Origin of the sequence: Vreelandella halophila (genome assembly GCF_019903425.1) — a bacterium.
Taxonomy (GTDB): Bacteria; Pseudomonadota; Gammaproteobacteria; order Pseudomonadales; family Oleiphilaceae; genus Halospina; species Halospina halophila.
This window is the reverse complement of record NZ_JACHUZ010000012.1, coordinates 196,665-217,844: the sequence shown is the minus strand read 5'-3', so window position 1 is coordinate 217,844 and position 21,180 is coordinate 196,665. Positions and strand designations below refer to the sequence as shown.

33 protein-coding genes are annotated in these 21,180 nt (G+C 59.4%); 32 read left to right on the top strand and 1 reads right to left on the bottom strand.

The features are described from left to right. Positions 1 to 54 precede the first annotated feature (54 nt). From rpsL to rplQ, 32 genes are all read left to right on the top strand, one after another. Complete coding sequence (gene rpsL / locus H4I92_RS03530; protein WP_077529293.1) at positions 55 to 429, top strand: 30S ribosomal protein S12; 375 nt, start codon at positions 55 to 57, stop codon at positions 427 to 429. A gap of 167 nt (positions 430 to 596) precedes the next feature. Beyond that, on the top strand, positions 597 to 1,067 hold the full coding sequence (gene rpsG / locus H4I92_RS03525) for a 30S ribosomal protein S7 (RefSeq protein ID WP_077529292.1): 471 nt from the start codon (positions 597 to 599) through the stop codon (positions 1,065 to 1,067). An 18-nt stretch (positions 1,068 to 1,085) separates the two neighbouring features. Then, positions 1,086 to 3,191, top strand: coding sequence for an elongation factor G (fusA, locus tag H4I92_RS03520; RefSeq protein ID WP_077529291.1), 2,106 nt, complete (start codon positions 1,086 to 1,088; stop codon positions 3,189 to 3,191). 33 nt (positions 3,192 to 3,224) lie between these two features. After that, entirely contained in the window at positions 3,225 to 4,418 is a 1,194-nt protein-coding gene (gene tuf, locus H4I92_RS03515; RefSeq protein WP_077528630.1) for an elongation factor Tu, read from the top strand. Between the two features lie 189 nt (positions 4,419 to 4,607). Beyond that, entirely contained in the window at positions 4,608 to 4,919 is a 312-nt protein-coding gene (gene rpsJ / locus H4I92_RS03510; protein ID WP_077529290.1) for a 30S ribosomal protein S10, read from the top strand. 78 nt (positions 4,920 to 4,997) lie between these two features. Continuing rightward, on the top strand, positions 4,998 to 5,639 hold the full coding sequence (gene rplC / locus H4I92_RS03505) for a 50S ribosomal protein L3 (protein ID WP_077529289.1): 642 nt from the start codon (positions 4,998 to 5,000) through the stop codon (positions 5,637 to 5,639). 11 nt (positions 5,640 to 5,650) lie between these two features. Next, entirely contained in the window at positions 5,651 to 6,259 is a 609-nt protein-coding gene (rplD, locus tag H4I92_RS03500) for a 50S ribosomal protein L4 (RefSeq protein ID WP_077529288.1), read from the top strand. After that, positions 6,256 to 6,549, top strand: coding sequence for a 50S ribosomal protein L23 (gene rplW / locus H4I92_RS03495; RefSeq protein ID WP_077529287.1), 294 nt, complete (start codon positions 6,256 to 6,258; stop codon positions 6,547 to 6,549). Before rplD ends, rplW begins: the two co-directional genes overlap by 4 nt. A 17-nt stretch (positions 6,550 to 6,566) precedes the next feature. Beyond that, positions 6,567 to 7,397, top strand: a complete 831-nt coding sequence (gene rplB / locus H4I92_RS03490) for a 50S ribosomal protein L2 (RefSeq protein ID WP_077529286.1) — start codon at positions 6,567 to 6,569, stop codon at positions 7,395 to 7,397. Positions 7,398 to 7,415: 18 nt separating this feature from the next. Next, a complete protein-coding gene (gene rpsS / locus H4I92_RS03485) occupies positions 7,416 to 7,694 on the top strand; it encodes a 30S ribosomal protein S19 (protein WP_077529285.1) in 279 nt (92 codons plus the stop codon). Positions 7,695 to 7,712: 18 nt separating this feature from the next. Then, on the top strand, positions 7,713 to 8,045 hold the full coding sequence (gene rplV / locus H4I92_RS03480) for a 50S ribosomal protein L22 (RefSeq protein WP_077529284.1): 333 nt from the start codon (positions 7,713 to 7,715) through the stop codon (positions 8,043 to 8,045). A gap of 10 nt (positions 8,046 to 8,055) precedes the next feature. Next, positions 8,056 to 8,742, top strand: coding sequence for a 30S ribosomal protein S3 (rpsC, locus tag H4I92_RS03475; protein ID WP_077529283.1), 687 nt, complete (start codon positions 8,056 to 8,058; stop codon positions 8,740 to 8,742). Between the two features lie 12 nt (positions 8,743 to 8,754). Next, positions 8,755 to 9,168 (top strand): 50S ribosomal protein L16, encoded by a 414-nt coding sequence (gene rplP, locus H4I92_RS03470; protein WP_077529282.1) that lies wholly within the window; start codon positions 8,755 to 8,757, stop codon positions 9,166 to 9,168. Beyond that, the gene (gene rpmC, locus H4I92_RS03465) at positions 9,168 to 9,359 is read left to right on the top strand and encodes a 50S ribosomal protein L29 (RefSeq protein WP_077529281.1); all 192 of its coding nucleotides are present in this window, start codon (positions 9,168 to 9,170) and stop codon (positions 9,357 to 9,359) included. The genes rplP and rpmC overlap by 1 nt, the downstream gene beginning before the upstream one ends. A gap of 1 nt (position 9,360) precedes the next feature. Next, complete coding sequence (gene rpsQ / locus H4I92_RS03460; protein WP_077529280.1) at positions 9,361 to 9,627, top strand: 30S ribosomal protein S17; 267 nt, start codon at positions 9,361 to 9,363, stop codon at positions 9,625 to 9,627. Positions 9,628 to 9,685: 58 nt separating this feature from the next. Further along, positions 9,686 to 10,054, top strand: coding sequence for a 50S ribosomal protein L14 (gene rplN / locus H4I92_RS03455; RefSeq protein ID WP_077529279.1), 369 nt, complete (start codon positions 9,686 to 9,688; stop codon positions 10,052 to 10,054). Between the two features lie 16 nt (positions 10,055 to 10,070). Beyond that, entirely contained in the window at positions 10,071 to 10,394 is a 324-nt protein-coding gene (gene rplX, locus H4I92_RS03450; RefSeq protein ID WP_077529278.1) for a 50S ribosomal protein L24, read from the top strand. 24 nt (positions 10,395 to 10,418) lie between these two features. After that, positions 10,419 to 10,949, top strand: coding sequence for a 50S ribosomal protein L5 (rplE, locus tag H4I92_RS03445; protein WP_479694239.1), 531 nt, complete (start codon positions 10,419 to 10,421; stop codon positions 10,947 to 10,949). A 9-nt stretch (positions 10,950 to 10,958) separates the two neighbouring features. Beyond that, positions 10,959 to 11,264 carry a 30S ribosomal protein S14 gene (gene rpsN, locus H4I92_RS03440; RefSeq protein WP_077529276.1) on the top strand — a complete coding sequence of 102 codons (306 nt, stop codon included), beginning with the start codon at positions 10,959 to 10,961 and terminating at the stop codon, positions 11,262 to 11,264. A 64-nt stretch (positions 11,265 to 11,328) separates the two neighbouring features. Then, positions 11,329 to 11,721: a 30S ribosomal protein S8 gene (gene rpsH, locus H4I92_RS03435; RefSeq protein WP_077529275.1), complete on the top strand. Its 393-nt coding sequence runs from the start codon at positions 11,329 to 11,331 to the stop codon at positions 11,719 to 11,721. 8 nt (positions 11,722 to 11,729) lie between these two features. Continuing rightward, the gene (gene rplF / locus H4I92_RS03430) at positions 11,730 to 12,263 is read left to right on the top strand and encodes a 50S ribosomal protein L6 (protein ID WP_077529274.1); all 534 of its coding nucleotides are present in this window, start codon (positions 11,730 to 11,732) and stop codon (positions 12,261 to 12,263) included. Between the two features lie 9 nt (positions 12,264 to 12,272). After that, positions 12,273 to 12,623 (top strand): 50S ribosomal protein L18, encoded by a 351-nt coding sequence (gene rplR / locus H4I92_RS03425; RefSeq protein WP_077529273.1) that lies wholly within the window; start codon positions 12,273 to 12,275, stop codon positions 12,621 to 12,623. Between the two features lie 12 nt (positions 12,624 to 12,635). Next, positions 12,636 to 13,136, top strand: coding sequence for a 30S ribosomal protein S5 (rpsE, locus tag H4I92_RS03420; RefSeq protein ID WP_077529272.1), 501 nt, complete (start codon positions 12,636 to 12,638; stop codon positions 13,134 to 13,136). A gap of 4 nt (positions 13,137 to 13,140) precedes the next feature. Next, positions 13,141 to 13,326, top strand: coding sequence for a 50S ribosomal protein L30 (rpmD, locus tag H4I92_RS03415; RefSeq protein ID WP_077529271.1), 186 nt, complete (start codon positions 13,141 to 13,143; stop codon positions 13,324 to 13,326). Position 13,327: 1 nt separating this feature from the next. Then, positions 13,328 to 13,762 carry a 50S ribosomal protein L15 gene (rplO, locus tag H4I92_RS03410; RefSeq protein ID WP_077529270.1) on the top strand — a complete coding sequence of 145 codons (435 nt, stop codon included), beginning with the start codon at positions 13,328 to 13,330 and terminating at the stop codon, positions 13,760 to 13,762. A gap of 12 nt (positions 13,763 to 13,774) precedes the next feature. Next, positions 13,775 to 15,103, top strand: coding sequence for a preprotein translocase subunit SecY (gene secY / locus H4I92_RS03405; RefSeq protein WP_077529269.1), 1,329 nt, complete (start codon positions 13,775 to 13,777; stop codon positions 15,101 to 15,103). Positions 15,104 to 15,119: 16 nt separating this feature from the next. Beyond that, on the top strand, positions 15,120 to 15,233 hold the full coding sequence (gene rpmJ / locus H4I92_RS03400; RefSeq protein WP_077529268.1) for a 50S ribosomal protein L36: 114 nt from the start codon (positions 15,120 to 15,122) through the stop codon (positions 15,231 to 15,233). 107 nt (positions 15,234 to 15,340) lie between these two features. Continuing rightward, positions 15,341 to 15,697, top strand: a complete 357-nt coding sequence (gene rpsM, locus H4I92_RS03395; protein WP_077529267.1) for a 30S ribosomal protein S13 — start codon at positions 15,341 to 15,343, stop codon at positions 15,695 to 15,697. 13 nt (positions 15,698 to 15,710) lie between these two features. Beyond that, a complete protein-coding gene (gene rpsK / locus H4I92_RS03390) occupies positions 15,711 to 16,100 on the top strand; it encodes a 30S ribosomal protein S11 (protein WP_077529266.1) in 390 nt (129 codons plus the stop codon). Between the two features lie 18 nt (positions 16,101 to 16,118). After that, positions 16,119 to 16,739, top strand: a complete 621-nt coding sequence (gene rpsD, locus H4I92_RS03385; protein ID WP_077529265.1) for a 30S ribosomal protein S4 — start codon at positions 16,119 to 16,121, stop codon at positions 16,737 to 16,739. A gap of 24 nt (positions 16,740 to 16,763) precedes the next feature. After that, positions 16,764 to 17,765, top strand: coding sequence for a DNA-directed RNA polymerase subunit alpha (locus H4I92_RS03380; RefSeq protein WP_077529264.1), 1,002 nt, complete (start codon positions 16,764 to 16,766; stop codon positions 17,763 to 17,765). A 37-nt stretch (positions 17,766 to 17,802) separates the two neighbouring features. After that, complete coding sequence (gene rplQ, locus H4I92_RS03375) at positions 17,803 to 18,207, top strand: 50S ribosomal protein L17 (protein WP_077529263.1); 405 nt, start codon at positions 17,803 to 17,805, stop codon at positions 18,205 to 18,207. Positions 18,208 to 18,290: 83 nt separating this feature from the next. On the opposite strand, the gene uvrA is transcribed toward rplQ, so the two are convergent. Next, a complete protein-coding gene (uvrA, locus tag H4I92_RS03370) occupies positions 18,291 to 21,125 on the bottom strand; it encodes an excinuclease ABC subunit UvrA (RefSeq protein ID WP_077529262.1) in 2,835 nt (944 codons plus the stop codon). Positions 21,126 to 21,180: the final 55 nt, after the last annotated feature.

Sequence of the window (21,180 nt, the reverse complement as noted above, 5' to 3'; positions counted from 1 at the left end):
CTCGCTGAAACGCCCATAAAGGGCGAAACCGTCTGAAAACCGGAGTTAGTCTAGATGGCAACCATTAACCAGTTGGTTCGAAAGCCGCGTAAGCGCCGGGCTGCTAAGACCGACGTACCGGCGCTGCAGGCCTGCCCGCAGCGTCGGGGCGTCTGCACCCGTGTCTACACCACGACCCCGAAGAAGCCGAACTCGGCCCTTCGGAAGGTCTGCCGTGTGCGGCTGACAAACGGCTACGAGGTGGCATCCTACATCGGTGGTGAAGGCCACAACCTGCAGGAGCACAGTGTGGTCCTCATTCGTGGTGGCCGGGTCAAGGACCTGCCGGGTGTGCGCTATCACACCGTTCGCGGCACGCTTGACACCCAGGGAGTGCAGGATCGTCGCAAGGGCCGTTCCAAGTACGGTACCAAGCGCCCGAAGTCCTGATCGGGATTTTGGTTTCAACAGCAGTGATTCAGCAGGCTTTCTTTTATCGCCGGCAGCCGGTTGCTACGGGTCGTCGGTGCCGATAAGAGTAAGGCCGGGTGGCGCGAGTGCGCGCATCATTCCGGAGCAACCTGAAGACCTGACAACTTTTACATGAGGGCTTATCGATGCCAAGAAGACGCATTGCAACGAAGCGGGAAATCATCCCGGATCCGAAGTTTAACAGTGAGCGCCTGGCGAAGTTCATCAACCATGTGATGGAACATGGCAAGAAAGCGGTCGCCGAACGCATCGTGTACGGCGCGTTGGACATTGTTGCGGAAAAGACCAATCAGGAGCCGCTCGAAGTCTTTGAGAGCGCTCTGGAGAACATTCAGCCCATGGTCGAGGTGAAGTCCCGCCGTGTTGGTGGCGCGACCTACCAGGTTCCGGTTGAGGTAAGGCCGTCCCGCCAGGTGGCACTGGCCATGCGCTGGCTCGTGGATTTCTCCCGTAAGCGGGGCGAGAAGTCCATGGTGCAGCGGCTCGCGGGCGAGATCCTTGATGCGGCCGGCAGCAAGGGTGCCGCGGTCAAGAAACGGGAAGATGTGCACCGTATGGCCGAGGCCAACAAAGCCTTCTCCCATTACCGCTTCTAATCGACCGAGGTATCTGACGTGGCACGTAAAACACCGATCAAACGTTACCGCAATATCGGCATCTGCGCCCACGTGGACGCCGGTAAGACAACCGCAACCGAGCGGATCCTGTATTACACTGGTCGCAGCCACAAGATGGGCGAGACACACGATGGTGCATCCACTACCGACTGGATGTCCCAGGAGCAGGAGCGCGGGATCACCATTACCTCTGCGGCCGTAACCGCCTTCTGGCGGGGTATGGACCAGCAGTATGATGAGCACCGGATCAACATCATCGACACCCCTGGCCACGTGGACTTCACCATCGAGGTGGAGCGTTCGCTGAGGGTGCTCGACGGCGCTGTCGTGGTTTTCTGCGGTACCTCTGGGGTAGAGCCTCAGTCCGAGACGGTCTGGCGCCAGGCGGACAAATACCACGTTCCACGGCTGGTGTTCGTTAACAAGATGGACCGCGCGGGTGCCAATTTCTCCCGCGTCGTGGACCAGATCCGCCAGCGGCTTGGCTCGAGCACGGTGCCGATCCAGCTACCGATCGGGGCCGAGGACAACTTCCAGGGCGTGATCGACCTTATGCGCATGAAGGCGATCTACTGGAATGAACATGACCAAGGGATGACGTACGAGCAGACTGAGATCCCTGAGGAACTCAAGGCAGAAGCCGATGCTGCGCGTGAAGCCATGGTTGAGGCGGCTGCTGAGGCCAATGAGGAACTCATGGATGCCTACCTTGAAAAGGGTGAGCTGAGCCATGATGAGATCAAGCAGGGTCTCCGTGCTCGCTGCCTGGAGAACGACATCGTGCTGGCTACCTGTGGCTCTGCCTTCAAGAATAAGGGTATCCAGGCACTGCTCGACAACGTGCTGGAATTCCTGCCAGCGCCGGACGAGGTCAGAGCGATTACCGGTGTAGTCGATGAGGACGGCACCGAGGAAACGCGTTCCGCCGACGACGATGCGCCGTTTGCGGCTCTGGCGTTCAAGATCGCAACCGACCCGTTCATGGGCACGCTGACCTTCTTCCGTGTCTACTCTGGCAAGCTGGAGACCGGCACCGCCATCTACAACGCCAGCAAGCAGAAGAAAGAGCGTGTGGGCCGGATGGTCCAGATGCACGCCAATGATCGGGAAGAGATCAAGGAAGTGTTCTCCGGTGACATTGCGGCCGCCATCGGCCTCAAGAACATCACTACCGGTGACACGCTGTGCGATGAGAAACGCAAGATCGAACTGGAGCGCATGGAGTTCCCGGAGCCGGTTATCTCGGTTGCGGTTGAGCCCAAATCCAAGGCGGAACAGGAGAAGATGGGTACGGCTCTGGGCAAGCTCGCCCAGGAGGACCCGTCCTTCCGCGTCTATACCGACGAGGAATCCGGTCAGACCATCATCTCCGGCATGGGCGAGCTCCATCTCGACGTAATCGTCGACCGCCTCAAGCGCGAGTTCAAGGTTGAGGCAAACATCGGTAAGCCGCAGGTGGCCTACCGTGAGTGCATCCGCAAGCCGGTCGAGGTTGAAGGCAAGTTTGTCCGCCAGTCGGGTGGTCGCGGTCAGTATGGCCATGTCTGGATCAAACTGGAGCCGCTGCCTCTGGATGACGAGGATTCCCCCACGTTCCTGTTCGAGAACAAGATCGTTGGTGGTGTGGTTCCCAAGGAATACGTTCCCGCCGTACAGCAGGGTATCGAGCAGCAGATGCAGACCGGTGTTCTCGCCGGCTATCCCATCCTCGGTGTTAAGGCGACCCTGTTTGACGGCTCGTATCACGATGTGGACTCCAACGAGATGGCGTTCAAGGTCGCCGGTTCCATGGCGATGAAGCAGGGTGCGCTGGACGCGTCGCCCGCGCTGCTTGAACCCATCATGAAGGTGGAGGTTGTGACGCCCGAGGAGTTCATGGGGGACGTTGTTGGCGACCTGAACCGTCGCCGTGGTCTGGTCCAGGGCATGGAGGATACTCCGGCCGGCAAGGTGATCCGCGCTGAAGTACCGCTTTCCGAGATGTTCGGCTATGCGACGGACCTGCGTTCCGCGACCCAGGGGCGCGCCTCTTACGTGATGGAGTTCCACAATTACGGGGAAGCGCCGACCAGCATCGCGCAAGAGATCATGAACAAGAACTGATTGAACTGACAGAACAGAGCGAAGAGGTGAATCGTGTCTAAGGAAAAATTCGAAAGAGATAAGCCGCACATCAACGTGGGCACCATTGGTCACGTCGACCACGGCAAGACGACGCTGACGGCGGCGTTGACGCGCGTGAGCGCGGAAGTGTTCGGCGGTGAGGCGCGTGCGTTTGACCAGATCGACAACGCGCCGGAAGAGAAAAACCGCGGAATCACAATCGCCACGTCCCACGTGGAGTACGGCTCCGAGAGCCGCCACTATGCGCACGTTGACTGCCCCGGCCACGCGGACTATGTGAAGAACATGATCACTGGCGCGGCGCAGATGGACGGCGCGATCCTGGTGGTGTCCGCCGCTGACGGCCCCATGCCGCAGACCCGCGAGCACATCCTGCTGTCACGCCAGGTTGGCGTGCCGCACATCGTGGTGTTCCTCAACAAGGCCGACATGGTCGATGATGAGGAGCTGCTCGAGCTGGTTGAGATGGAAGTGCGGGAGCTGCTCAACGAATACGACTTCCCGGGCGACGACACGCCGATCGTGACCGGCTCCGCGCTGATGGCGATGGAAGGAAAGGATGACAACGGCTACGGCACCACCGCGGTGGCGAACCTGATCAAGGAAATGGACGCGCACATTCCCGAGCCCGAGCGCGCCATCGATCAGCCGTTCCTGATGCCGATCGAGGACGTATTCTCGATCTCCGGTCGCGGTACCGTTGTCACCGGCCGTGTTGAGCGCGGTGTGGTCAAGACCGGCTCCGAGGTGGAGATCGTGGGTCTGCGCGAGACGCAGAAGACCGTTTGCACCGGTGTTGAGATGTTCCGCAAGATGCTCGACGAAGGTCGTGCGGGTGAGAACATTGGCGCGCTGCTGCGTGGCACCAAGCGTGACGACGTTGAGCGTGGCCAGGTTCTGGCCAAGCCGGGCAGCATCACGCCTCACACGAAGTTCGAGGGCGAGATCTACGTCCTGAGCAAGGACGAGGGTGGTCGCCACACGCCGTTCTTCACCGGCTATCGCCCGCAGTTCTACTTCCGGACCACGGACGTGACCGGCACCTGTGAGCTGCCCGAAGGCGTTGAGATGGTGATGCCGGGTGATAACGTGAAGCTGGTAGCCACACTGATCGCGCCGATCGCGATGGAAGACGGGCTGCGCTTTGCGGTACGCGAAGGCGGCCGGACTGTCGGCGCCGGCGTGGTGACCAAGATTATCGAGTAATCGGTCCCTCGCCCTGGAAAAAGGGGCTGCCGCCGAGCAGCCCCTTTTTTGGTTTCAGGGTCCATCCCTGTAACGGATTCTCTGGAGCAGTCCGTAGGTTGACGCCGTCGCGTATGCGCCCTATAATACGCATCCTTTTTACGGGTCGGCTTATACGAGCTGCCAACAACGATTGGAGTTTGGTGCAACATGCAGAGCCAAAAAATCAGAATCCGGTTGAAGGCGTTTGATTACCGCCTGATCGATCAGTCCACCCAGGAAATTGTCGATACGGCAAAGCGGACTGGTGCTCAGGTTCGGGGTCCTATTCCTCTGCCGACCCGGAAAGAGAAGTACACCATTCTGATCTCGCCGCACGTCAATAAGGACGCGCGTGATCAGTATGAGATCCGGACGCACAAGCGCCTTCTGGATATCGTTGAGCCTACCGAAAAGACAGTCGATGCTCTGATGAAGCTCGATCTCGCCGCCGGAGTGGACGTGCAGATCAGCCTGGGTTAACCCCCGAGTTAACCCCTCAGAGTGTAACTGTCTTTCAGGCCATAGAGGGTTGAAGCCCCGTACACTAAGAGGTGAACAATGGCGATTGGTGTTGTCGGCCGCAAGGCCGGTATGACTCGTATTTTTACCGACGAGGGTAACTCCATCCCCGTCACGGTGATTCAGGTTGATGCCAACCGTATTACCGAAATCAAGACGCCCGAGCGGGACGGCTATCGTGCGGTTCAGGTAACGACCGGTACGCGCCGCGCGAACCGGATTACCAAGCCGGAAGCGGGTCATTTCGCGAAGAATGGCGTCGAAGCAGGGCGCAGTCTCTGGGAGTTCCGGCTGGAAGACCAGTCAGAGGACGGAGAGCTGCAGCCCGGTTCCGAGCTTGATGTTTCCCAGTTCGAGGACGGTCAATCAATTGATGTGACCGGCCAGTCAAAGGGCAAGGGCTTTGCTGGTACCGTCAAGCGCTGGAACTTCTCCACCCAGGATAAGACCCACGGTAACTCGCTCGCACACCGCGCCCCTGGCTCTATCGGTCAGTGCCAGTCTCCGGGCCGTGTATTCAAGGGCAAGAAGATGTCCGGTCAGATGGGTAATGCGCGCGTGACCAGTCAGAACATCGAGATCGTGCGTGTTGATGCCGAGCGGAATCTGCTGCTGGTTAAAGGGCCCGTCCCTGGCGCCAATGGCGGTGACCTGATCATCAAGCCCGCAGTGAAAGCCTAAGGGGTGGCGTGATGGAATTGACAGTGACAGGAAGCGGTAACGGTGTTCAGGTATCTGATGCCGCTTTTGGTAAAGAATTCAACGAATCGCTGGTGCACCAGGTCGTAACCGCCTATCTGGCGGCAGGTCGTCAGGGCAGCGCCAAGCAGAAGACGCGCTCCGAGGTCAGCGGCGGTGGCAAGAAGCCCTGGCGGCAGAAGGGCACAGGTCGTGCCCGTGCCGGCACCATCCGCAGCCCGATCTGGCGTGGTGGCGGTACGACCTTCGCGGCTCGTCCGCGCGATTATTCGCAGAAGGTTAACCGGAAGATGTATCGCGGCGCGCTGCGCTCGATTCTTTCCGAGTTGGTTCGTCAGGAGCGTCTGGTGGTTGTGGACTCCATTACTCCTGACCAGCCGCGTACCAAGGTGTTCAGTGCCAAGCTCCAGGAACTGGGTGTTCAGCAGAATGCGCTGATTGTTTCCGACTCTGTTGAGCGGAATCTCGAGCTGGCATCGCGCAATATCCCCAACGTGGCGGTATCCGATGTCCGGGGCGTGGATCCGGTGAGTCTCGTAGCGCACAACCATGTGGTGGTTACAGTGGATGCGCTCAAGAAGTTTGAGGAGATGCTGGGATGAATCAGGAGCGAATTTACAAGGTTCTGCTCGGCCCGCTGGTCTCTGAGAAAGCGACCATGGTTGGCGATCAGGGCCAGGTCGTGTTCAAGGTGGCTCCTGATGCGACCAAGCCTGAGATCCGCAAGGCGGTAGAGCAGCTGTTCAATGTGGACGTGACCAAGGTCCAGGTCAGCAACCGCAAGGGCAAGAACAAGCGCACAATCCATGGCATGGGTAAGCGTGACGATCTTCGCAAGGCGTATGTACGCCTGGCTGATGGTCAGGATATTGACTTCATGGACGTGGAATAGGTTGAGGGGTTACAGACATGTCGATTGAGAAAACCAAACCGACGTCACCCGGTCGTCGCCACCTCATCAAGGTCCGTAATCCTGACCTTCACGGGGGTGCGCCCTACGCGCCACTGGTGACCAAGCTCAGCAAGACGGGGGGGCGCAACAACAACGGCCGGATCACGTCCCGTCATATCGGCGGTGGCCATAAGCGCCATTACCGTCATATTGATTTCAAGCGCAACAAGGATGGTATTCCCGGCCAGGTAGAACGCCTGGAATACGATCCCAACCGTTCCGCCCATCTCGCACTGGTCAAGTACCAGGATGGCGAACGGCGGTACATTATCGCACCCAAGGGGCTCAAGCAGGGCGACCGCGTTCAGTCCGGGATCGATGCACCGATCCGGGCCGGTAGCACTCTGCCTCTGCGTAACATCCCTCTGGGTTCGGTGATCCATTGCATTGAGCTCAAGCCCGGAAAGGGTGCCCAGATCGCGCGCAGCGCCGGTTCATCAGTCCAGCTCGTCGCACGTGAAGGTAGTTACGCAACCATTCGGCTGCGTTCGGGCGAGATGCGAAAGGTGCCGGCTGAGTGCCGTGCCACGCTGGGGGAAGTTTCCAACAGCGAGCACAGTCTCAAGCAATCCGGCAAGGCGGGTGCAACACGTTGGCGTGGCAAGCGGCCAACAGTACGCGGTGTTGCTATGAACCCAATTGACCATCCGCATGGCGGTGGTGAAGGGCGTACCTCTGGCGGACGTCACCCGGTTACACCCTGGGGGATTCCGACCAAAGGACATAAGACTCGTAAGAACAAGCGTACTGACAAGATGATCGTACGTCGTCGTTCGGCCAAGAAATAACGTTTAGGGGAAGAAGCTGTGCCACGTTCTCTGAAGAAAGGTCCTTTTATAGACCTGCATCTGCTGAAGAAGGTTGAGGCAGCTCTGGAAAACAACAGCCGTAAGCCGATCAAGACCTGGTCGCGCCGCTCCACGGTGTTTCCGGAGATGGTAGGGCTGACCATTGCAGTGCATAACGGCCGGCAGCATGTGCCGGTAATGATCACTGAGGAAATGGTTGGCCATAAACTTGGCGAGTTTGCCGCGACACGAACGTTCCGCGGGCATGCTGCCGACAAGAAAGCGAAGAAACGCTGATTCTGAGGGGATTAAACGATGGAAGTAGCGGCTAAAACCAAAGGCGCTCGACTCTCGGCTCAGAAAGCTCGTCTTGTCGCAGACATGGTCCGTGGCAAGAGTGTCGAGGAAGCGCTGAATACACTGGCGTTCACACCGAAGAAAGCGGCCGGGATCATTCGCAAGACCCTAGAGTCTGCGATTGCCAACGCCGAGCATAACGAAGGCCTGGACGTGGATGAGTTGCGGCTTGCAACCATCTGTGTGGACGAGGGGCCGACGCTGAAGCGGATCCAGGCGCGGGCCAAGGGCCGTGCAGACCGGATCCTGAAGCGCACGTGCCACATCACCGTCAAGGTTTCGGACGAGTAGGAGATACCAGATGGGTCATAAAGTACATCCAACCGGTATCAGGCTTGGCGTTGTCAAAGAGCACAACTCGGTCTGGTATGCGGAAAAAGGGGCTTACGCCCAGAACCTGCTGAAGGATATCGAGGTCCGCGAATTTCTCAATCGCCGGCTCGAGAAAGCCTCCGTCAGCCGGATTCTGATTGAGCGCCCCGCGCAGAACGCCCGGATTACGATCCATACCGCCCGTCCGGGGATTGTGATCGGCAAGAAGGGTGAGGACGTCGATAAGCTCCGTAAGGAGCTGACCGACATGATGGGCGTGCCCGTGCACGTCAACATTGAGGAAATCCGCAAGCCTGATCTCGACGCTAAGCTGGCAGCCCAGAGTGTGGCGAACCAGCTCGAGCGCCGCGTGATGTTCCGGCGCGCACTCAAGCGGGCTGTTCAGAACGCCATGCGCCAGGGCGCGAAAGGGATCCGGATCCAGGCCAGTGGCCGCCTCGGTGGTGCCGAGATTGCACGTACCGAGTGGTACCGTGAAGGTCGCGTACCGCTGCATACACTGCGTGCGGATATCGACTACGCGCATTACGAGGCCCACACCACCTACGGGATCATCGGCGTGAAAGTCTGGATCTTCAAGGGTGAAATCCTGGGCGGTCTTGAGCAGGTGCGGGCTGAAAAAGAAGCCGCTGCTCAGAAGAAAGCTCAGAAGTAAGGGGGTCTCCAAATGCTGCAACCGAAACGAACGAAGTTCCGCAAGGTACAGAAAGGCCGTAACCGCGGCATGGCCCATACCGGCAACAAGGTCAGCTTTGGTGAGTACGGTCTCAAGGCGACCGGCCGTGGGCGTGTTACCGCGCGCCAGATCGAGGCGGCCCGTCGGACCATGACCCGCCGGATCAAGCGTGGCGGTAAGATCTGGATCCGCGTGTTCCCGGACAAGCCGATTACCGAGAAGCCCCTTGAAGTCCGCATGGGTAAGGGCAAGGGTGCCGTTGAGTACTGGGTTGCTGAAATCCAGCCCGGGAAGATGCTGTACGAGATGGAAGGGGTGGCAGAAGACGTGGCACGTGACGCGTTCAATCTGGCCGCGGCCAAACTGCCGGTACCGACCACCTTTGTGAACAGGACGGTAATGTGATGAAAGCAACAGAATTGCGTGACAAATCGGCAGAGGAACTGAACCAGGAGCTGATGCGGCTGTTCAAGGAACAGTTCAATCTCCGGATGCGCAAAGCGACAGGTCAGCTGAATCAGTCCCACTTGCTGCGTCAGACCAGGCGCGATATTGCGCGCGTTAAAACCGTTATGACTGAGAAAGCAGGTGACTGATATGGCTAATGCAACTGAAAACGCCAGGACGCTCAACGGCCGCGTGGTCAGCGACAAGATGCAGAAAACGATTGTCGTTATGGTTGAGCGCCGGGAAAAGCATCCGCTCTACGGCAAGTACGTGAAGCGCTCGACGCGCATCAAGGCTCACGACGAAGACAACCAGTGCAGTGTCGGCGATTTTGTAACCATCGCCGAAAGCCGTCCGCTCGCGCGGAACAAGAGCTGGACACTGGTGAACGTGGTAGAGCACGCGTCGAAGGTGTAAGGCGCCAGGACACTGGTTCTTGTCGTAAAGACGAAGTGGTTTCTAGTGGAGACTAACCATGATTCAGACGCAAACCGTACTTGACGTAGCCGATAACAGCGGCGCCCGTCAGGTCATGTGTATCAAGGTCCTGGGTGGCTCGCACCGGCGCTATGCAAGGGTCGGGGATATCATCAAGGTATCCGTTAAAGAGGCGATCCCCAGGGGCCGTGTCAAGAAGGGTCAGGTGCTCAAGGCAGTGGTGGTCCGGACCAAGAGTGGTATCCGGCGCCAGGATGGGTCCCTGATCCGGTTCGACGGTAATGCGGCGGTTCTGCTTAACCCGCAGGAAGCGCCGGTAGGCACCCGAATTTTTGGCCCGGTGACTCGCGAACTTCGGAATGAGAAATTCATGAAGATCATTTCGCTGGCACCCGAGGTTTTGTAGGAACAAGAGGCCGGTTATGAACAAGATCAAGCGAGATGACGAAGTGGTGGTCACCACGGGGAAAGACCGTAACAAGCGCGGCAAGGTGCTGCGGATTGTGAATGGTGGTGAACGGGTCGTTGTGTCCGGGATCAATATGGTCAAGAAGCACACACGCCCCAACCCCATGGCGGGAACCCAGGGCGGCATCATCGAAAAGGAAGCTCCGATTCATATTTCGAACGTGGCCATCTATAACCCGCAGCAGGACAAGGCTGATCGTGTCGGGTTTCAGGTGAAGGAAGACGGCACCAAGGTGCGTATCTTCCGGTCCACGCAAGAAGTGATCGATAACCAGTAAGCGGCGGTGGTTACGATGTCTAACATGAGAGACGTGTACAAAGAACAGGTGATCCCGGCGCTGAACCAGCAGTTCGGGTATGCGAACCCGATGCAGGTGCCGCGGATCGAAAAGATCACTCTGAATATGGGCGTTGGCGAGGCTGTAGGCGACAAGAAGCAGCTGGACAACGCGGTCGCTGACCTGCAGATGCTGTCGGGTCAGAAGCCGGTGATCACCAAGGCGCGCAAGTCCGTTGCAGGCTTCAAGATCCGGGAAGGCTTCCCGATCGGCTGCAAGGTGACCCTGCGTGGTGAGCGGATGTGGGATTTCTTCGATCGCCTGGTGCAGATCGCGATTCCGCGGATACGTGACTTCCGTGGTCTGAGCCCCAAGTCGTTCGACGGCCGCGGCAACTACAGCATGGGCGTGCGGGAGCAGATTATCTTCCCGGAAATTGAGTACGACAAGGTCGATAAGGTCCGTGGCCTCGATATCACCATCAGCACATCCGCTGAGAGTGATGAGGAAGGGCGCGCTCTGCTTTCGGCATTCAATTTCCCGTTCAAACAGTAAGGATCGGACATGGCCAAAATCGGCATGAAAGAGCGCGAGCGCAACAGGGAACGCCTGGTCGCAAAATACGCGGAAAAGCGCGAGCGCCTCAAGGCAATGAGCAAGGATCAAAACCTGAGTGAAGAAGAACGCTGGAACGCGCAGATGCAGCTTCAGAAGCTGCCGCGGAACTCCAGTCCTGTGCGTCTTCGCAATCGTTGCCAGGTAACCGGGCGCCCACATGGTGTCCTCAGGAAATTCCAGCTTTCGCGCATCAAGCTGCGTGAAACCGGAATGCGCGGTGAGGTTCCGGGGCTGCGTAAAGCCAGCTGGTAACCCGCGCGTTGGTAAGCAACAGCATTGTTGCTGCACAACTGAAACGATCAGGAGTCTCATACGAATGAGCATGCAAGATCCGTTGGCGGACATGTTCACGCGCATCCGTAACGGCCAGATGGCCGAGAAGGTGAGCGTGGAAATGCCGTCCTCCAAGATGAAACAGTCCGTGGCCAGTGTCCTCCGGGACGAAGGCTTCATTGAGGACTTCAGCGTTGAGGGTGACAAGAAGCCCCGGCTGACCATCAATCTGCGTTATTTCGAAGGCAAGCCCGTCATTGAGAGCATCCAGCGGGCGAGTCGCCCCGGTCTGCGGAAGTATCGCGGCAACAGCGAACTGCCGCGCGTGGCCAATGGTCTCGGCGTCGCCATCGTCTCCACGTCCAAGGGCGTGATGACTGACAGCGCCGCCCGCAAGGCCGGCATTGGTGGCGAAATTATCTGCACCGTATTCTAGGAGGAGTCATGTCCAGGGTTGCGAGTAATCCTGTCGTGCTGCCATCCGGTGTCGAGGTGAAGTTCAACGGCCAGGACGTTGAAGTGAAGGGTGCCAAAGGTACGCTTCAGCACAGCATTCACCCGAGTGTCGAAGTGACGCAGGACGACGATAAGCTGCGGTTCGCGCCGCGTAACAATGCGAAGAAGAGCCGGGCACTGGCCGGTACCACCCGGGCACTCCTGAACAACATGGTTGTTGGTGTGACCAATGGCTTCGAGCGCAAGCTCGAGATCAATGGTGTCGGTTACCGGGCCCAGGCCCAGGGTGACAGCGTGAATCTTACGCTTGGCTTCAGCCATCCGGTGGAATACACGCTGCCGGAAGGCGTTACCGCTGAGTCCCCCAAGCCGACCGAACTGGTGCTCAAGGGCATCGACAAGCAGCGTGTCGGCCAGGCTGCAGCAGACATCAGGGCTTTCCGTCCGCCTGAGCCCTATAAGGGCAAGGGTGTCCGCTACGCGGATGAAACGGTAAGGCGTAAAGAGGCCAAGAAGAAATAGGGCAAACAGATGAGCGCGAAGAAAGAATCCAGATTGCGTCGCGCACGGAAAGTGCGCATCAAGATCCGGGAACGCGGCTCCAACCGCCTCTGCGTCCACCGTACACCGCGTCATATGTATGCTCAGGTGACTACGGCGGATGGCAGCCAGGTGCTGGCGGCCGCCTCCACACTGGACAAGGAGTTGCGCCAGGGTGCAACCGGAAACGTCGAAGCCGCGCGCCAGGTTGGCGAACTGATCGCGGAACGGGCGAAGAACGCGGGTATCGAAACGGTTGCATTCGACCGGTCCGGTTATCGCTACCACGGTCGCGTCAAAGCGCTTGCCGATGCGGCGCGTGAAGCCGGCCTGCAATTCTAAGAGGTGCAGAAGATGAGCGTGAATGAGCAGAACCAGCCCGAGCTTCAGGAGAAGCTGGTGCAGGTCAATCGGGTGGCCAAAGTGGTCAAGGGTGGCCGCCTTTTTGGTTTCACCGCCCTGACGGTTGTGGGTGATGGCAATGGCCGCGTCGGTTACGGCCGCGGCAAGGCGCGTGAGGTGCCGGTTGCGATCCAGAAGGCGATGGACTCCGCGCGCAAGAACATGGTGTCCGTGCCGCTGGATGGCGCTACGCTGCAGTACCCGGTGAAGGCCAACCATGGCGCCTCCAGGGTGTTCATGCAGCCGGCTTCCGAAGGTACTGGCATCATCGCCGGCGGCGCCATGCGTGCCGTTCTGGAAGTCGCGGGTGTGCACAACGTACTGGCCAAGTGCTATGGCTCCACCAACCCGATCAACGTGGTAAGGGCTACCGTTGAAGGCCTGAAAGCCATGCGGTCTCCGGAAGAAGTGGCGGCCAAGCGTGGTAAAACCGTGGAAGAGATCCTGGATTGACGTTATGGCTAACAAAACGATCAAGGTCACACTGACCCGCAGCCCCATCGGCGCGCAGAAGAACCATCAGCTGTGCATCCGTGGACTGGGACTGCGCCGTCTCCACCATTCGGTGGAAGTTGAGGACACGCCCGCAGTCCGCGGGATGATCAACCGTGTCAATTACATGGTTCGGGTAGAGGAACAGTAAGATGCAACTGAACGAACTCCGCCCAGGTGACGGCTCCAAGGCCGAGCGCAAGCGTGTGGGTCGTGGCATCGGCAGTGGCCTGGGTAAAACCGGCGGCCGTGGTCACAATGGCCAGAAATCCCGTTCCGGCGGCAGTATCGCGCCTGGATTCGAGGGTGGTCAGCAGCCGATGCGTGGGCGTTTGCCCAAGTTCGGTTTCACCTCCCGCCAGCAACGCTGGGAGGCGGAAATCCGTCTTCACGAGCTGGCCAAGGTTGAGGGTGATACAGCTGATCTGGACGCCCTGAAAAAGGCGGACGTGATCCGTCACGACGTGCGCGAAGCGAAGGTGATCGCCTCCGGTGAGATTTCGCGCGCGGTGACCGTCAAGGGGCTGCGGGTGACCAAAGGCGCCCGCGAAGCGATTGCTGCCGCTGGCGGGAAAGTCGAAGACTGAGTCGAGGGCTAAATGGCTAAACAGGGACCGGCATCCGCTAAAGGACAGGGCCTCTCGGAGCTCTATTCGAGGCTCAAGTTCGTTGTGATCGCGATCCTAGTCTACCGGATCGGCGCTCACATCCCGGTCCCGGGCATCAACCCGGACCGGTTGGCGGCAATGTTTGAACAGCAGCAGGGCACCATCCTGGGCATGTTCAACATGTTCTCGGGGGGTGCCCTTGAGCGCATGAGTATCCTGGCGCTGGGCATCATGCCCTACATCTCGGCAGCGATCATCATGCAGCTCATGACTGCGGTCAGTCCGCAGCTGGAGCAGCTCAAGAAAGAAGGTGAATCAGGACGCAAGAAGATCAGCCAGTACACGCGGTATGGCACCGTGGGCCTGGCGTTTGTGCAGGGTCTGGGGATATCGGTGGGCCTGGCTTCCCAGGGTGTCACCTTTTCCACAGGTCTGGACTTCTACTTCATTGCGGTGGTCTCTTTCGTCTGTGGTGCTGTATTCCTGATGTGGCTGGGTGAGCAGATCACCGAACGCGGCATCGGCAACGGCATCTCGCTGCTGATCTTCGCCGGCATCGTCGCCGGCCTGCCCGGCGCCATTGGTCAGACGCTGGAGCAGGCGCGCAGTGGTGAGATGAGTCTGCTGCTGGTCTTCGGTGTGGGTGCCATGGCGATTGCCGTAGTCGGGTTCATTGTGTTCATGGAGCGCGGTCAGCGCCGTATCACGGTGAATTACGCCAAACGCCAGCAGGGGCGCCGTGTCTACGCCCAGCAGCAGAGTCATCTGCCGCTGAAGGTGAACATGGCCGGCGTTATCCCGGCGATCTTCGCATCGTCGATTCTGCTGTTCCCTGCGTCACTCGGTCAGTGGTTTGGTCAGTCCGAAGGCATGGAGTGGCTGGGTGATCTGTCCCAGATCCTGGGGCCCAACCAGCCGCTTTACATCCTGCTGTTCGCAGCTGCAGTGATCTTTTTCTGCTTCTTCTATACAGCACTGATGTACAACCCGCGGGAGGTTGCGGACAACCTCAAGAAGTCCGGCGCCTTTATCCCCGGAATCCGGCCCGGTGAGCAGACCGCGAAGTACATTGACGGGGTGCTCACGCGTCTGACGATCTTCGGGGCGCTGTACATCGCAGCGGTGTCGATCATGCCCCAGTTCCTGACGGTATTCGGCAATGTGCCGTTCTACCTCGGGGGTACGTCACTGCTGATCGTCGTAGTGGTGGTCATGGATTTCATGTCACAGGTTCAGGCGCATCTGATGTCGCATCAGTACGAATCCGTGATGAAGAAGTCCAACCTCAAGAATCACGGACGCAGCGGCATGTTCCGCTGATTAACGGGAGACTGAAATGAAAGTACGTGCATCGGTGAAGAAAATCTGCCGAAACTGCAAAATCATTCGTCGCAATGGCTCGATCCGGGTCATCTGCACCGAGCCCCGTCACAAGCAGCGCCAGGGTTAAGGCGGTATCAGGGGCGGTTGTTGATATCTGCCGATTCAGGCGCTATCATTCCGCACCTTTTGTGGCGGTAACGTAAACAGCAAAGCTTTGAATGCGGAGTGAAGTGAATGGCACGTATAGCCGGTGTCAACATACCCGAGAATAAACATGCCGCGGTTTCGTTGACCTATATCTTCGGGATCGGCCATACCACGGCAGGTCAGCTTTGCGACGCGACGGGCATCCCCCGGAACACGAAGGTTGGCGAACTTTCCGATGAACAGGTGGACAACCTGCGCACGGAAGTCGGCAAGCTGTCGGTCGAGGGTGACCTGCGTCGTGAGGTTCAGATGAACATCAAGCGGTTGCGGGACCTGGGCTGCTATCGCGGCCTGCGGCATCGCCATGGTCTTCCGGTTCGCGGTCAGCGGACCAAGACCAATGCGCGGACCCGCAAGGGCCCACGTAAACCGATTCGTAAATAACAGGTAGGTAAAAATGGCAAAGCCAGGTACACGTACCCGTAAAAAGGTGAAAAAGTCAGTTGTTGACGGCGTGGCCCATATCCACGCGTCGTTCAACAACACCATCGTGACCCTGTCCGACCGCCAGGGCAACGTCCTTTCCTGGGCGACTGCTGGCGGTTCCGGATTCCGCGGTTCACGAAAGAGTACACCTTTTGCTGCGCAGGTAGCAGCTGAAAGGGCCGGTAACGCGGCCGCTGAATACGGTCTTAAAAACCTGGACGTAATGGTCAAGGGTCCCGGACCCGGCCGGGAATCCGCGGTTCGCGCTCTCAATGCGGTAGGTTTCAAGATCACCAATATCGAGGACGCGACACCCATCCCGCACAATGGCTGTCGTCCGCCGAAAAAGCGCCGCGTGTAATCAAGGAGACAGCGATTTATGGCACGTTACATTGGTCCGAAATGTAAACTGTCTCGCCGCGAGGGGACAGATCTATTCCTGAAGAGCGGGGTCCGGGCGCTCGAAAGCAAGTGCAACGTCGATCAGGCGCCGGGTCAGCATGGCGCACGGCGTACCCGGGTTTCCGAGTATGGAACCCAGCTTCGGGAAAAGCAGAAAGTACGCCGCATGTATGGTGTGCTTGAGAAACAGTTCCGGAACTACTATCAGGAAGCAGCTCGCCGTAAGGGGTCAACTGGCGAGAACCTGCTTCAGCTGCTGGAGTGCCGGCTCGACAACGTGGTTTACCGCATGGGTTTCGGCTCGACACGCGCCGAAGCACGGCAGCTGGTTTCCCACAAGGCGCTGCAGGTCAATGGCCGCACCGTCAATGTGGCCTCCTACCAGGTGCAGCCCGGTGATGAGGTCCGCGTACGGGAGAAAGCTCAGAATCAGCTCCGTATCCGCAATGCGCTGGAGCTGGCTAACAGTCGTGCGGCCATCGAGTGGGTCGACGTCGACGCCAACAAGCTCGTGGGAACCTTCCGGTCCCGTCCGGAACGCAGCGATATCTCTGCGGACATCAACGAGAGCTTGATCGTCGAGCTTTACTCCAAGTAACGCACAGCGAAATAGGGGCGTCCAATGCAGCGTTCAGCTACCGAATTTCTGACTCCTCGCAGCATTAATGTCGAGGAGCAGACCCAAACCCACGCCCGCGTGGTTCTGGAGCCTCTGGAGCGGGGCTTTGGCCACACGCTGGGTAATGCTCTGCGGCGGATCCTGCTGTCTTCCATGCCTGGGAGTGCAGTGACCGAAGCGCAGATCGATGGAGTGCTGCACGAGTACAGCGCCATTGAAGGGGTACAGGAGGATGTCATTGAGATCCTGCTGAACCTCAAGGCGCTGGCCGTTAAGCTCAATGGTCGTGAACAGGCCGAGCTCTCTCTTTCCAAGAAAGAAGAGGGGCCAGTGACTGCGGCTGATATCCAGCTTGATCATGACGTAGAGATCGTCAATCCGGATCTGGTGATTTGTCACCTGTCCAAGGGCGGCGAGCTTAACATGAAGCTGACGGTAAGCTCCGGCCGGGGTTACGAGCCCGCGGATCAGCGCGAACAGGATGAGGAAAGCCGGGCCATTGGCCGCCTTCAGATTGACGCGACCTTCAGCCCGATCCGCCGTGTTTCCTACATGGTTGAGAGCGCCCGTGTCGAGCAGCGTACCGACCTGGACAAGCTGATCATCGATCTGGATACCAACGGTACTATCGATCCGGAGGAGGCTATCCGGCGGGCGGCCACCATCCTGCAGCAGCAGCTGGCGGTGTTCGTCGATCTGGATCAGGAGAAAGAGCCGGAAGAGTCGCAGGAAGAAGAGGAAGTCGATCCGATCCTGCTGCGTCCGGTGGATGATCTTGAGCTGACCGTTCGCTCGGCCAACTGCCTGAAGGCGGAGAACATCTACTACATTGGCGATCTGATCCAGCGCACTGAAGTTGAACTGCTGAAGACGCCCAATCTCGGTAAGAAATCGCTGACCGAGATCAAGGATGTGCTGGCCTCCCGCGGGCTGTCGCTGGGTATGCGGCTTGAGAACTGGCCGCCGGCGAGTCTGCGCGGTGATGACCGGGTCCTTGGTGGCTGATCGCTGAATCGCTGATTTGATTTAAGGAATTAGAGCAATGCGTCATCGTAAGAGTGGTCGTAAATTAAACCGCAACAGTTCGCACCGGAAGGCCATGTACCGCAACATGACCGCCTCTCTGGTGGAGCATGAGCTGATCAAGACGACCCTGCCCAAGGCGAAGGAACTTCGCCGTGTGGCGGAGCCGCTGATCACGCTCGCCAAGGAGGACTCGGTGGCGAACCGTCGTCAGGCATTCGCGCGGCTGCGCAATGACCAGACAGTGGCCAAGCTGTTCGAAGAGCTCGGTCCGCGGTTCGAGAGCCGTCCCGGGGGTTATCTGCGGATTCTCAAGTGCGGTCTGCGCGCGGGCGACAACGCGCCCATGGCCTATGTTGAGGTCATCGGTCGGCCGGTTGTCGAGTACGTGGAAGACGATGAGGATGACGACGACGAGGACTGATAGCCCCGCGTCACCGCCTGACATTCTCAGGCGGCGCCTCACGGAAAGCCGGACCCTGTGTCCGGCTTTTTTATGGACGGCTCCTAGCTGCGGACCCTGGCGAGATGATTGGCCAGATACCGGCCGGTGTGGGAGTCGCTCTCCCTCGCGACCGTCTCAGGGGTGCCTTCCGCTACCAGGCGTCCACCGCCGTCTCCGCCTTCCGGGCCAAGGTCAACCAGCCAGTCCGCGGTCTTGATGACATCCAGGTTGTGTTCGATCACCACCACGGTGTTTCCGTGATCCCTCAGAGTGTGCAGCACATCGAGCAGCTGTTGGATGTCCTGGAAGTGCAGGCCGGTCGTGGGTTCATCGAGTATGTAGAGTGTGTTGCCCGTGTCGCGCTTGGACAGCTCGCGGGCCAGCTTGACCCGTTGCGCCTCGCCGCCTGACAGGGTTACGGCGTTCTGGCCGAGTTTCACGTAGGACAGACCCACCTCCATCAGTGTCTGCAGGCGCCGCGCGAGGAAGGGCACCGAGTCAAAGAACTCGCGCGCTTCCTCGATGGTCATTGAGAGCACCTCATGGATGGTCTTGCCCTTGTAGGTGATCTCCAGCGTCTCCCGGTTGTAGCGCTGTCCCTGGCAGACGTCGCAGGGCACGTAGATGTCCGGCAGGAAGTGCATCTCAACCTTGATCTCGCCATCGCCCTGACAGGCCTCACAGCGTCCACCCTTGACGTTGAAGCTGAATCGCCCCGGCTTGTAGCCGCGGGAGCGGGCTTCCTGGGTTCCCGCAAACAGTTCACGGATGGGGGTGAAAAGCCCCGTGTAGGTCGCCGGGTTGGAGCGCGGTGTGCGTCCGATGGGGCTCTGGTCAATATCGATGACGCGGTCCAGGTCTTCCAGGCCCTCGATGGTTTCATGGGCTTCCGGTGTGAGCGTCGTGGCATTGTTGAGCTGCCCCGCCGCCGCTGGATAGAGGGTGCTGTTGATCAGGGTGGACTTGCCAGAGCCCGATACGCCGGTAACGCAGGTCATCAGCCCGATCGGGATGCGAACCTGGTCGCCCTGGAGGTTGTGACCGGTTGCGCCCGTCAGGGTGATCCAGCGATCCCCGGGGTTGGTCCTGTGCTCGGGAATGGCGATCCCGCGCTGGCCTGTAAGGTACTGACCGGTGATGGATTCCGGTTCGGCTTCGATTGCGTCCGCGGTTCCCTCGGCAATGATCCGGCCGCCATGGATGCCGGCACCGGGGCCGATGTCCACGATGTGGTCGGCGGAACGGATGGCGTCCTCATCGTGCTCCACCACGATCACAGTATTGCCCATGTCGCGCAGGCGCTTGAGGGTACCGAGGAGCCGGTCGTTGTCACGCTGGTGGAGCCCGATCGAGGGTTCGTCCAGGATGTACATCACCCCCACCAGGCCGGCCCCAATCTGGCTGGCGAGCCGGATCCGTTGGGCCTCCCCTCCTGAGAGGGTATCGGCGCTGCGTTCAAGGGTAAGGTAGCCCAAGCCCACGTTGACCAGGAATTCAAGGCGTTTGCGGATCTCGTTAAGGATGGTCTCGGCGATCTGGCCACGCCAGCCCGGCAGGGTGACGGACTGCGCGGTTTCCAGCGCATGGGCAATGGACAGGCGTGCCATTGCCGGAAGCGTCCATTCCCCGATGAAGACATTGCGGGCCACCTCATTCAGGCGTGAGCCGTGGCAGTTCGGGCAGGGGCGGGTGCTCAGGGAGCGGGAGAGTTCCTCGCGGACCGTCTGGGAATCCGTTTCCCGGTAACGCCGTTCCAGGTTCGGGATCACCCCCTCAAAGGGGTGCTCACGGTCCACCGCCTGGCCACGGGAATTCACATACCGGAAGTTGACCGCCTCATCCCCGGTGCCGTGAAGGACGCCACGCTGGAACCAGCCCGGCAGCTGCTGCCAGGGCATGTCCAGATCGCAGCCGTAATGGGTGGCCACACTTTCCAGCATCTGGAAATAGTAGATCGAGCGCCGGTCCCACCCCCGTATGGCGCCTTCGGCCAGCGTGAGCTCGGGGTTGCGGATCAGCCGGTGGGGGTCAAAAAACTGGTCCACACCGAGCCCGTCACAGGTGGGGCAAGCCCCCGCCGGGTTGTTGAAAGAGAAGGTACGGGGTTCGGGTGCGCTGATGGAGTAGCCGCACTCGGGGCAGGCGTGGCGTGCGGAGAAGACCAGCTCCTCCGATCCGTCTTCATCCATGGAGGCCACCCGGGCGGTCTCATCCGCCAGTGCCAGCGCGGTCTCGAAGGATTCGGCCAGGCGCTGCTGCAGCCCCTCACGGATCCGGAAACGGTCCACTACCACATCAATGCTGTGCTTTCGCTTGGGGTCCAGCGAGGGCAGGTCGTCGATGTCGTACACCGTCCCGTCAATGCGCAGCCGTATGAATCCCTGGCTGCGCATCTCATCCAGTACCTGCTGGTGCTCGCCTTTGCGCTCGTGGATCAGTGGCGCCAGGATCATCATGCGGCTGCCCTCGGGCAGGGCCAGCACCTGGTCCACCATCTGGCTCACTGTCTGCGCGGCCAGTGGCTCATCGTGAACCGGGCAGTGCGGCTCGCCGGCACGCGCGAACAGCAGGCGTAGGTAGTCGTGGATCTCGGTGATGGTGCCGACCGTGGAGCGTGGATTGTGGGAGGTGGACTTCTGCTCGATGGAAATGGCCGGCGACAGTCCCTCGATATGATCCACATCCGGCTTTTCCATCATGGAAAGGAACTGGCGGGCGTATGTTGAGAGGGATTCCACATAGCGCCGCTGACCCTCTGCGTAAAGAGTGTCGAAGGCCAATGATGACTTGCCGGAGCCGGAAAGCCCGGTGATCACCACCAGCTGGTTCCTGGGAATATCCAGATCCACCGATGCCAGATTGTGGGTGCGCGCACCCCGGATACGGATGTGATTCATGCTGCTCCAATGGCCAGGCAAAACGACCATTATAGGGCTTAGAAGCACACCGCCA

What these genes read in the sequence shown, in the direction of transcription:
- rplC (WP_077529289.1), top strand. Translation starts at nt 4,998, where the DNA reads ATGGCGATTGGTGTTGTCGGCCGCAAGGCCGGTATGACTCGTATTTTT.
- rplD (WP_077529288.1), top strand. Translation starts at nt 5,651, where the DNA reads ATGGAATTGACAGTGACAGGAAGCGGTAACGGTGTTCAGGTATCTGAT.
- rplQ (WP_077529263.1), top strand. Translation starts at nt 17,803, where the DNA reads ATGCGTCATCGTAAGAGTGGTCGTAAATTAAACCGCAACAGTTCGCAC.
- rplO (WP_077529270.1), top strand. Translation starts at nt 13,328, where the DNA reads ATGCAACTGAACGAACTCCGCCCAGGTGACGGCTCCAAGGCCGAGCGC.
- rplW (WP_077529287.1), top strand. Translation starts at nt 6,256, where the DNA reads ATGAATCAGGAGCGAATTTACAAGGTTCTGCTCGGCCCGCTGGTCTCT.
- H4I92_RS03380 (WP_077529264.1), top strand. Translation starts at nt 16,764, where the DNA reads ATGCAGCGTTCAGCTACCGAATTTCTGACTCCTCGCAGCATTAATGTC.
- rplB (WP_077529286.1), top strand. Translation starts at nt 6,567, where the DNA reads ATGTCGATTGAGAAAACCAAACCGACGTCACCCGGTCGTCGCCACCTC.
- rpsD (WP_077529265.1), top strand. Translation starts at nt 16,119, where the DNA reads ATGGCACGTTACATTGGTCCGAAATGTAAACTGTCTCGCCGCGAGGGG.
- rplN (WP_077529279.1), top strand. Translation starts at nt 9,686, where the DNA reads ATGATTCAGACGCAAACCGTACTTGACGTAGCCGATAACAGCGGCGCC.
- rpmC (WP_077529281.1), top strand. Translation starts at nt 9,168, where the DNA reads ATGAAAGCAACAGAATTGCGTGACAAATCGGCAGAGGAACTGAACCAG.
- uvrA (WP_077529262.1), bottom strand. Translation starts at nt 21,125, where the DNA reads ATGAATCACATCCGTATCCGGGGTGCGCGCACCCACAATCTGGCATCG.
- rpsQ (WP_077529280.1), top strand. Translation starts at nt 9,361, where the DNA reads ATGGCTAATGCAACTGAAAACGCCAGGACGCTCAACGGCCGCGTGGTC.
- rplE (WP_479694239.1), top strand. Translation starts at nt 10,419, where the DNA reads ATGAGAGACGTGTACAAAGAACAGGTGATCCCGGCGCTGAACCAGCAG.
- rpsM (WP_077529267.1), top strand. Translation starts at nt 15,341, where the DNA reads ATGGCACGTATAGCCGGTGTCAACATACCCGAGAATAAACATGCCGCG.
- rpmJ (WP_077529268.1), top strand. Translation starts at nt 15,120, where the DNA reads ATGAAAGTACGTGCATCGGTGAAGAAAATCTGCCGAAACTGCAAAATC.
- rpsE (WP_077529272.1), top strand. Translation starts at nt 12,636, where the DNA reads ATGAGCGTGAATGAGCAGAACCAGCCCGAGCTTCAGGAGAAGCTGGTG.
- rpsG (WP_077529292.1), top strand. Translation starts at nt 597, where the DNA reads ATGCCAAGAAGACGCATTGCAACGAAGCGGGAAATCATCCCGGATCCG.
- rplR (WP_077529273.1), top strand. Translation starts at nt 12,273, where the DNA reads ATGAGCGCGAAGAAAGAATCCAGATTGCGTCGCGCACGGAAAGTGCGC.
- rpsC (WP_077529283.1), top strand. Translation starts at nt 8,056, where the DNA reads ATGGGTCATAAAGTACATCCAACCGGTATCAGGCTTGGCGTTGTCAAA.
- rpmD (WP_077529271.1), top strand. Translation starts at nt 13,141, where the DNA reads ATGGCTAACAAAACGATCAAGGTCACACTGACCCGCAGCCCCATCGGC.
- rplF (WP_077529274.1), top strand. Translation starts at nt 11,730, where the DNA reads ATGTCCAGGGTTGCGAGTAATCCTGTCGTGCTGCCATCCGGTGTCGAG.
- rplX (WP_077529278.1), top strand. Translation starts at nt 10,071, where the DNA reads ATGAACAAGATCAAGCGAGATGACGAAGTGGTGGTCACCACGGGGAAA.
- rpsK (WP_077529266.1), top strand. Translation starts at nt 15,711, where the DNA reads ATGGCAAAGCCAGGTACACGTACCCGTAAAAAGGTGAAAAAGTCAGTT.
- secY (WP_077529269.1), top strand. Translation starts at nt 13,775, where the DNA reads ATGGCTAAACAGGGACCGGCATCCGCTAAAGGACAGGGCCTCTCGGAG.
- rpsL (WP_077529293.1), top strand. Translation starts at nt 55, where the DNA reads ATGGCAACCATTAACCAGTTGGTTCGAAAGCCGCGTAAGCGCCGGGCT.
- rpsJ (WP_077529290.1), top strand. Translation starts at nt 4,608, where the DNA reads ATGCAGAGCCAAAAAATCAGAATCCGGTTGAAGGCGTTTGATTACCGC.
- rpsH (WP_077529275.1), top strand. Translation starts at nt 11,329, where the DNA reads ATGAGCATGCAAGATCCGTTGGCGGACATGTTCACGCGCATCCGTAAC.
- rpsN (WP_077529276.1), top strand. Translation starts at nt 10,959, where the DNA reads ATGGCCAAAATCGGCATGAAAGAGCGCGAGCGCAACAGGGAACGCCTG.
- rplV (WP_077529284.1), top strand. Translation starts at nt 7,713, where the DNA reads ATGGAAGTAGCGGCTAAAACCAAAGGCGCTCGACTCTCGGCTCAGAAA.
- rplP (WP_077529282.1), top strand. Translation starts at nt 8,755, where the DNA reads ATGCTGCAACCGAAACGAACGAAGTTCCGCAAGGTACAGAAAGGCCGT.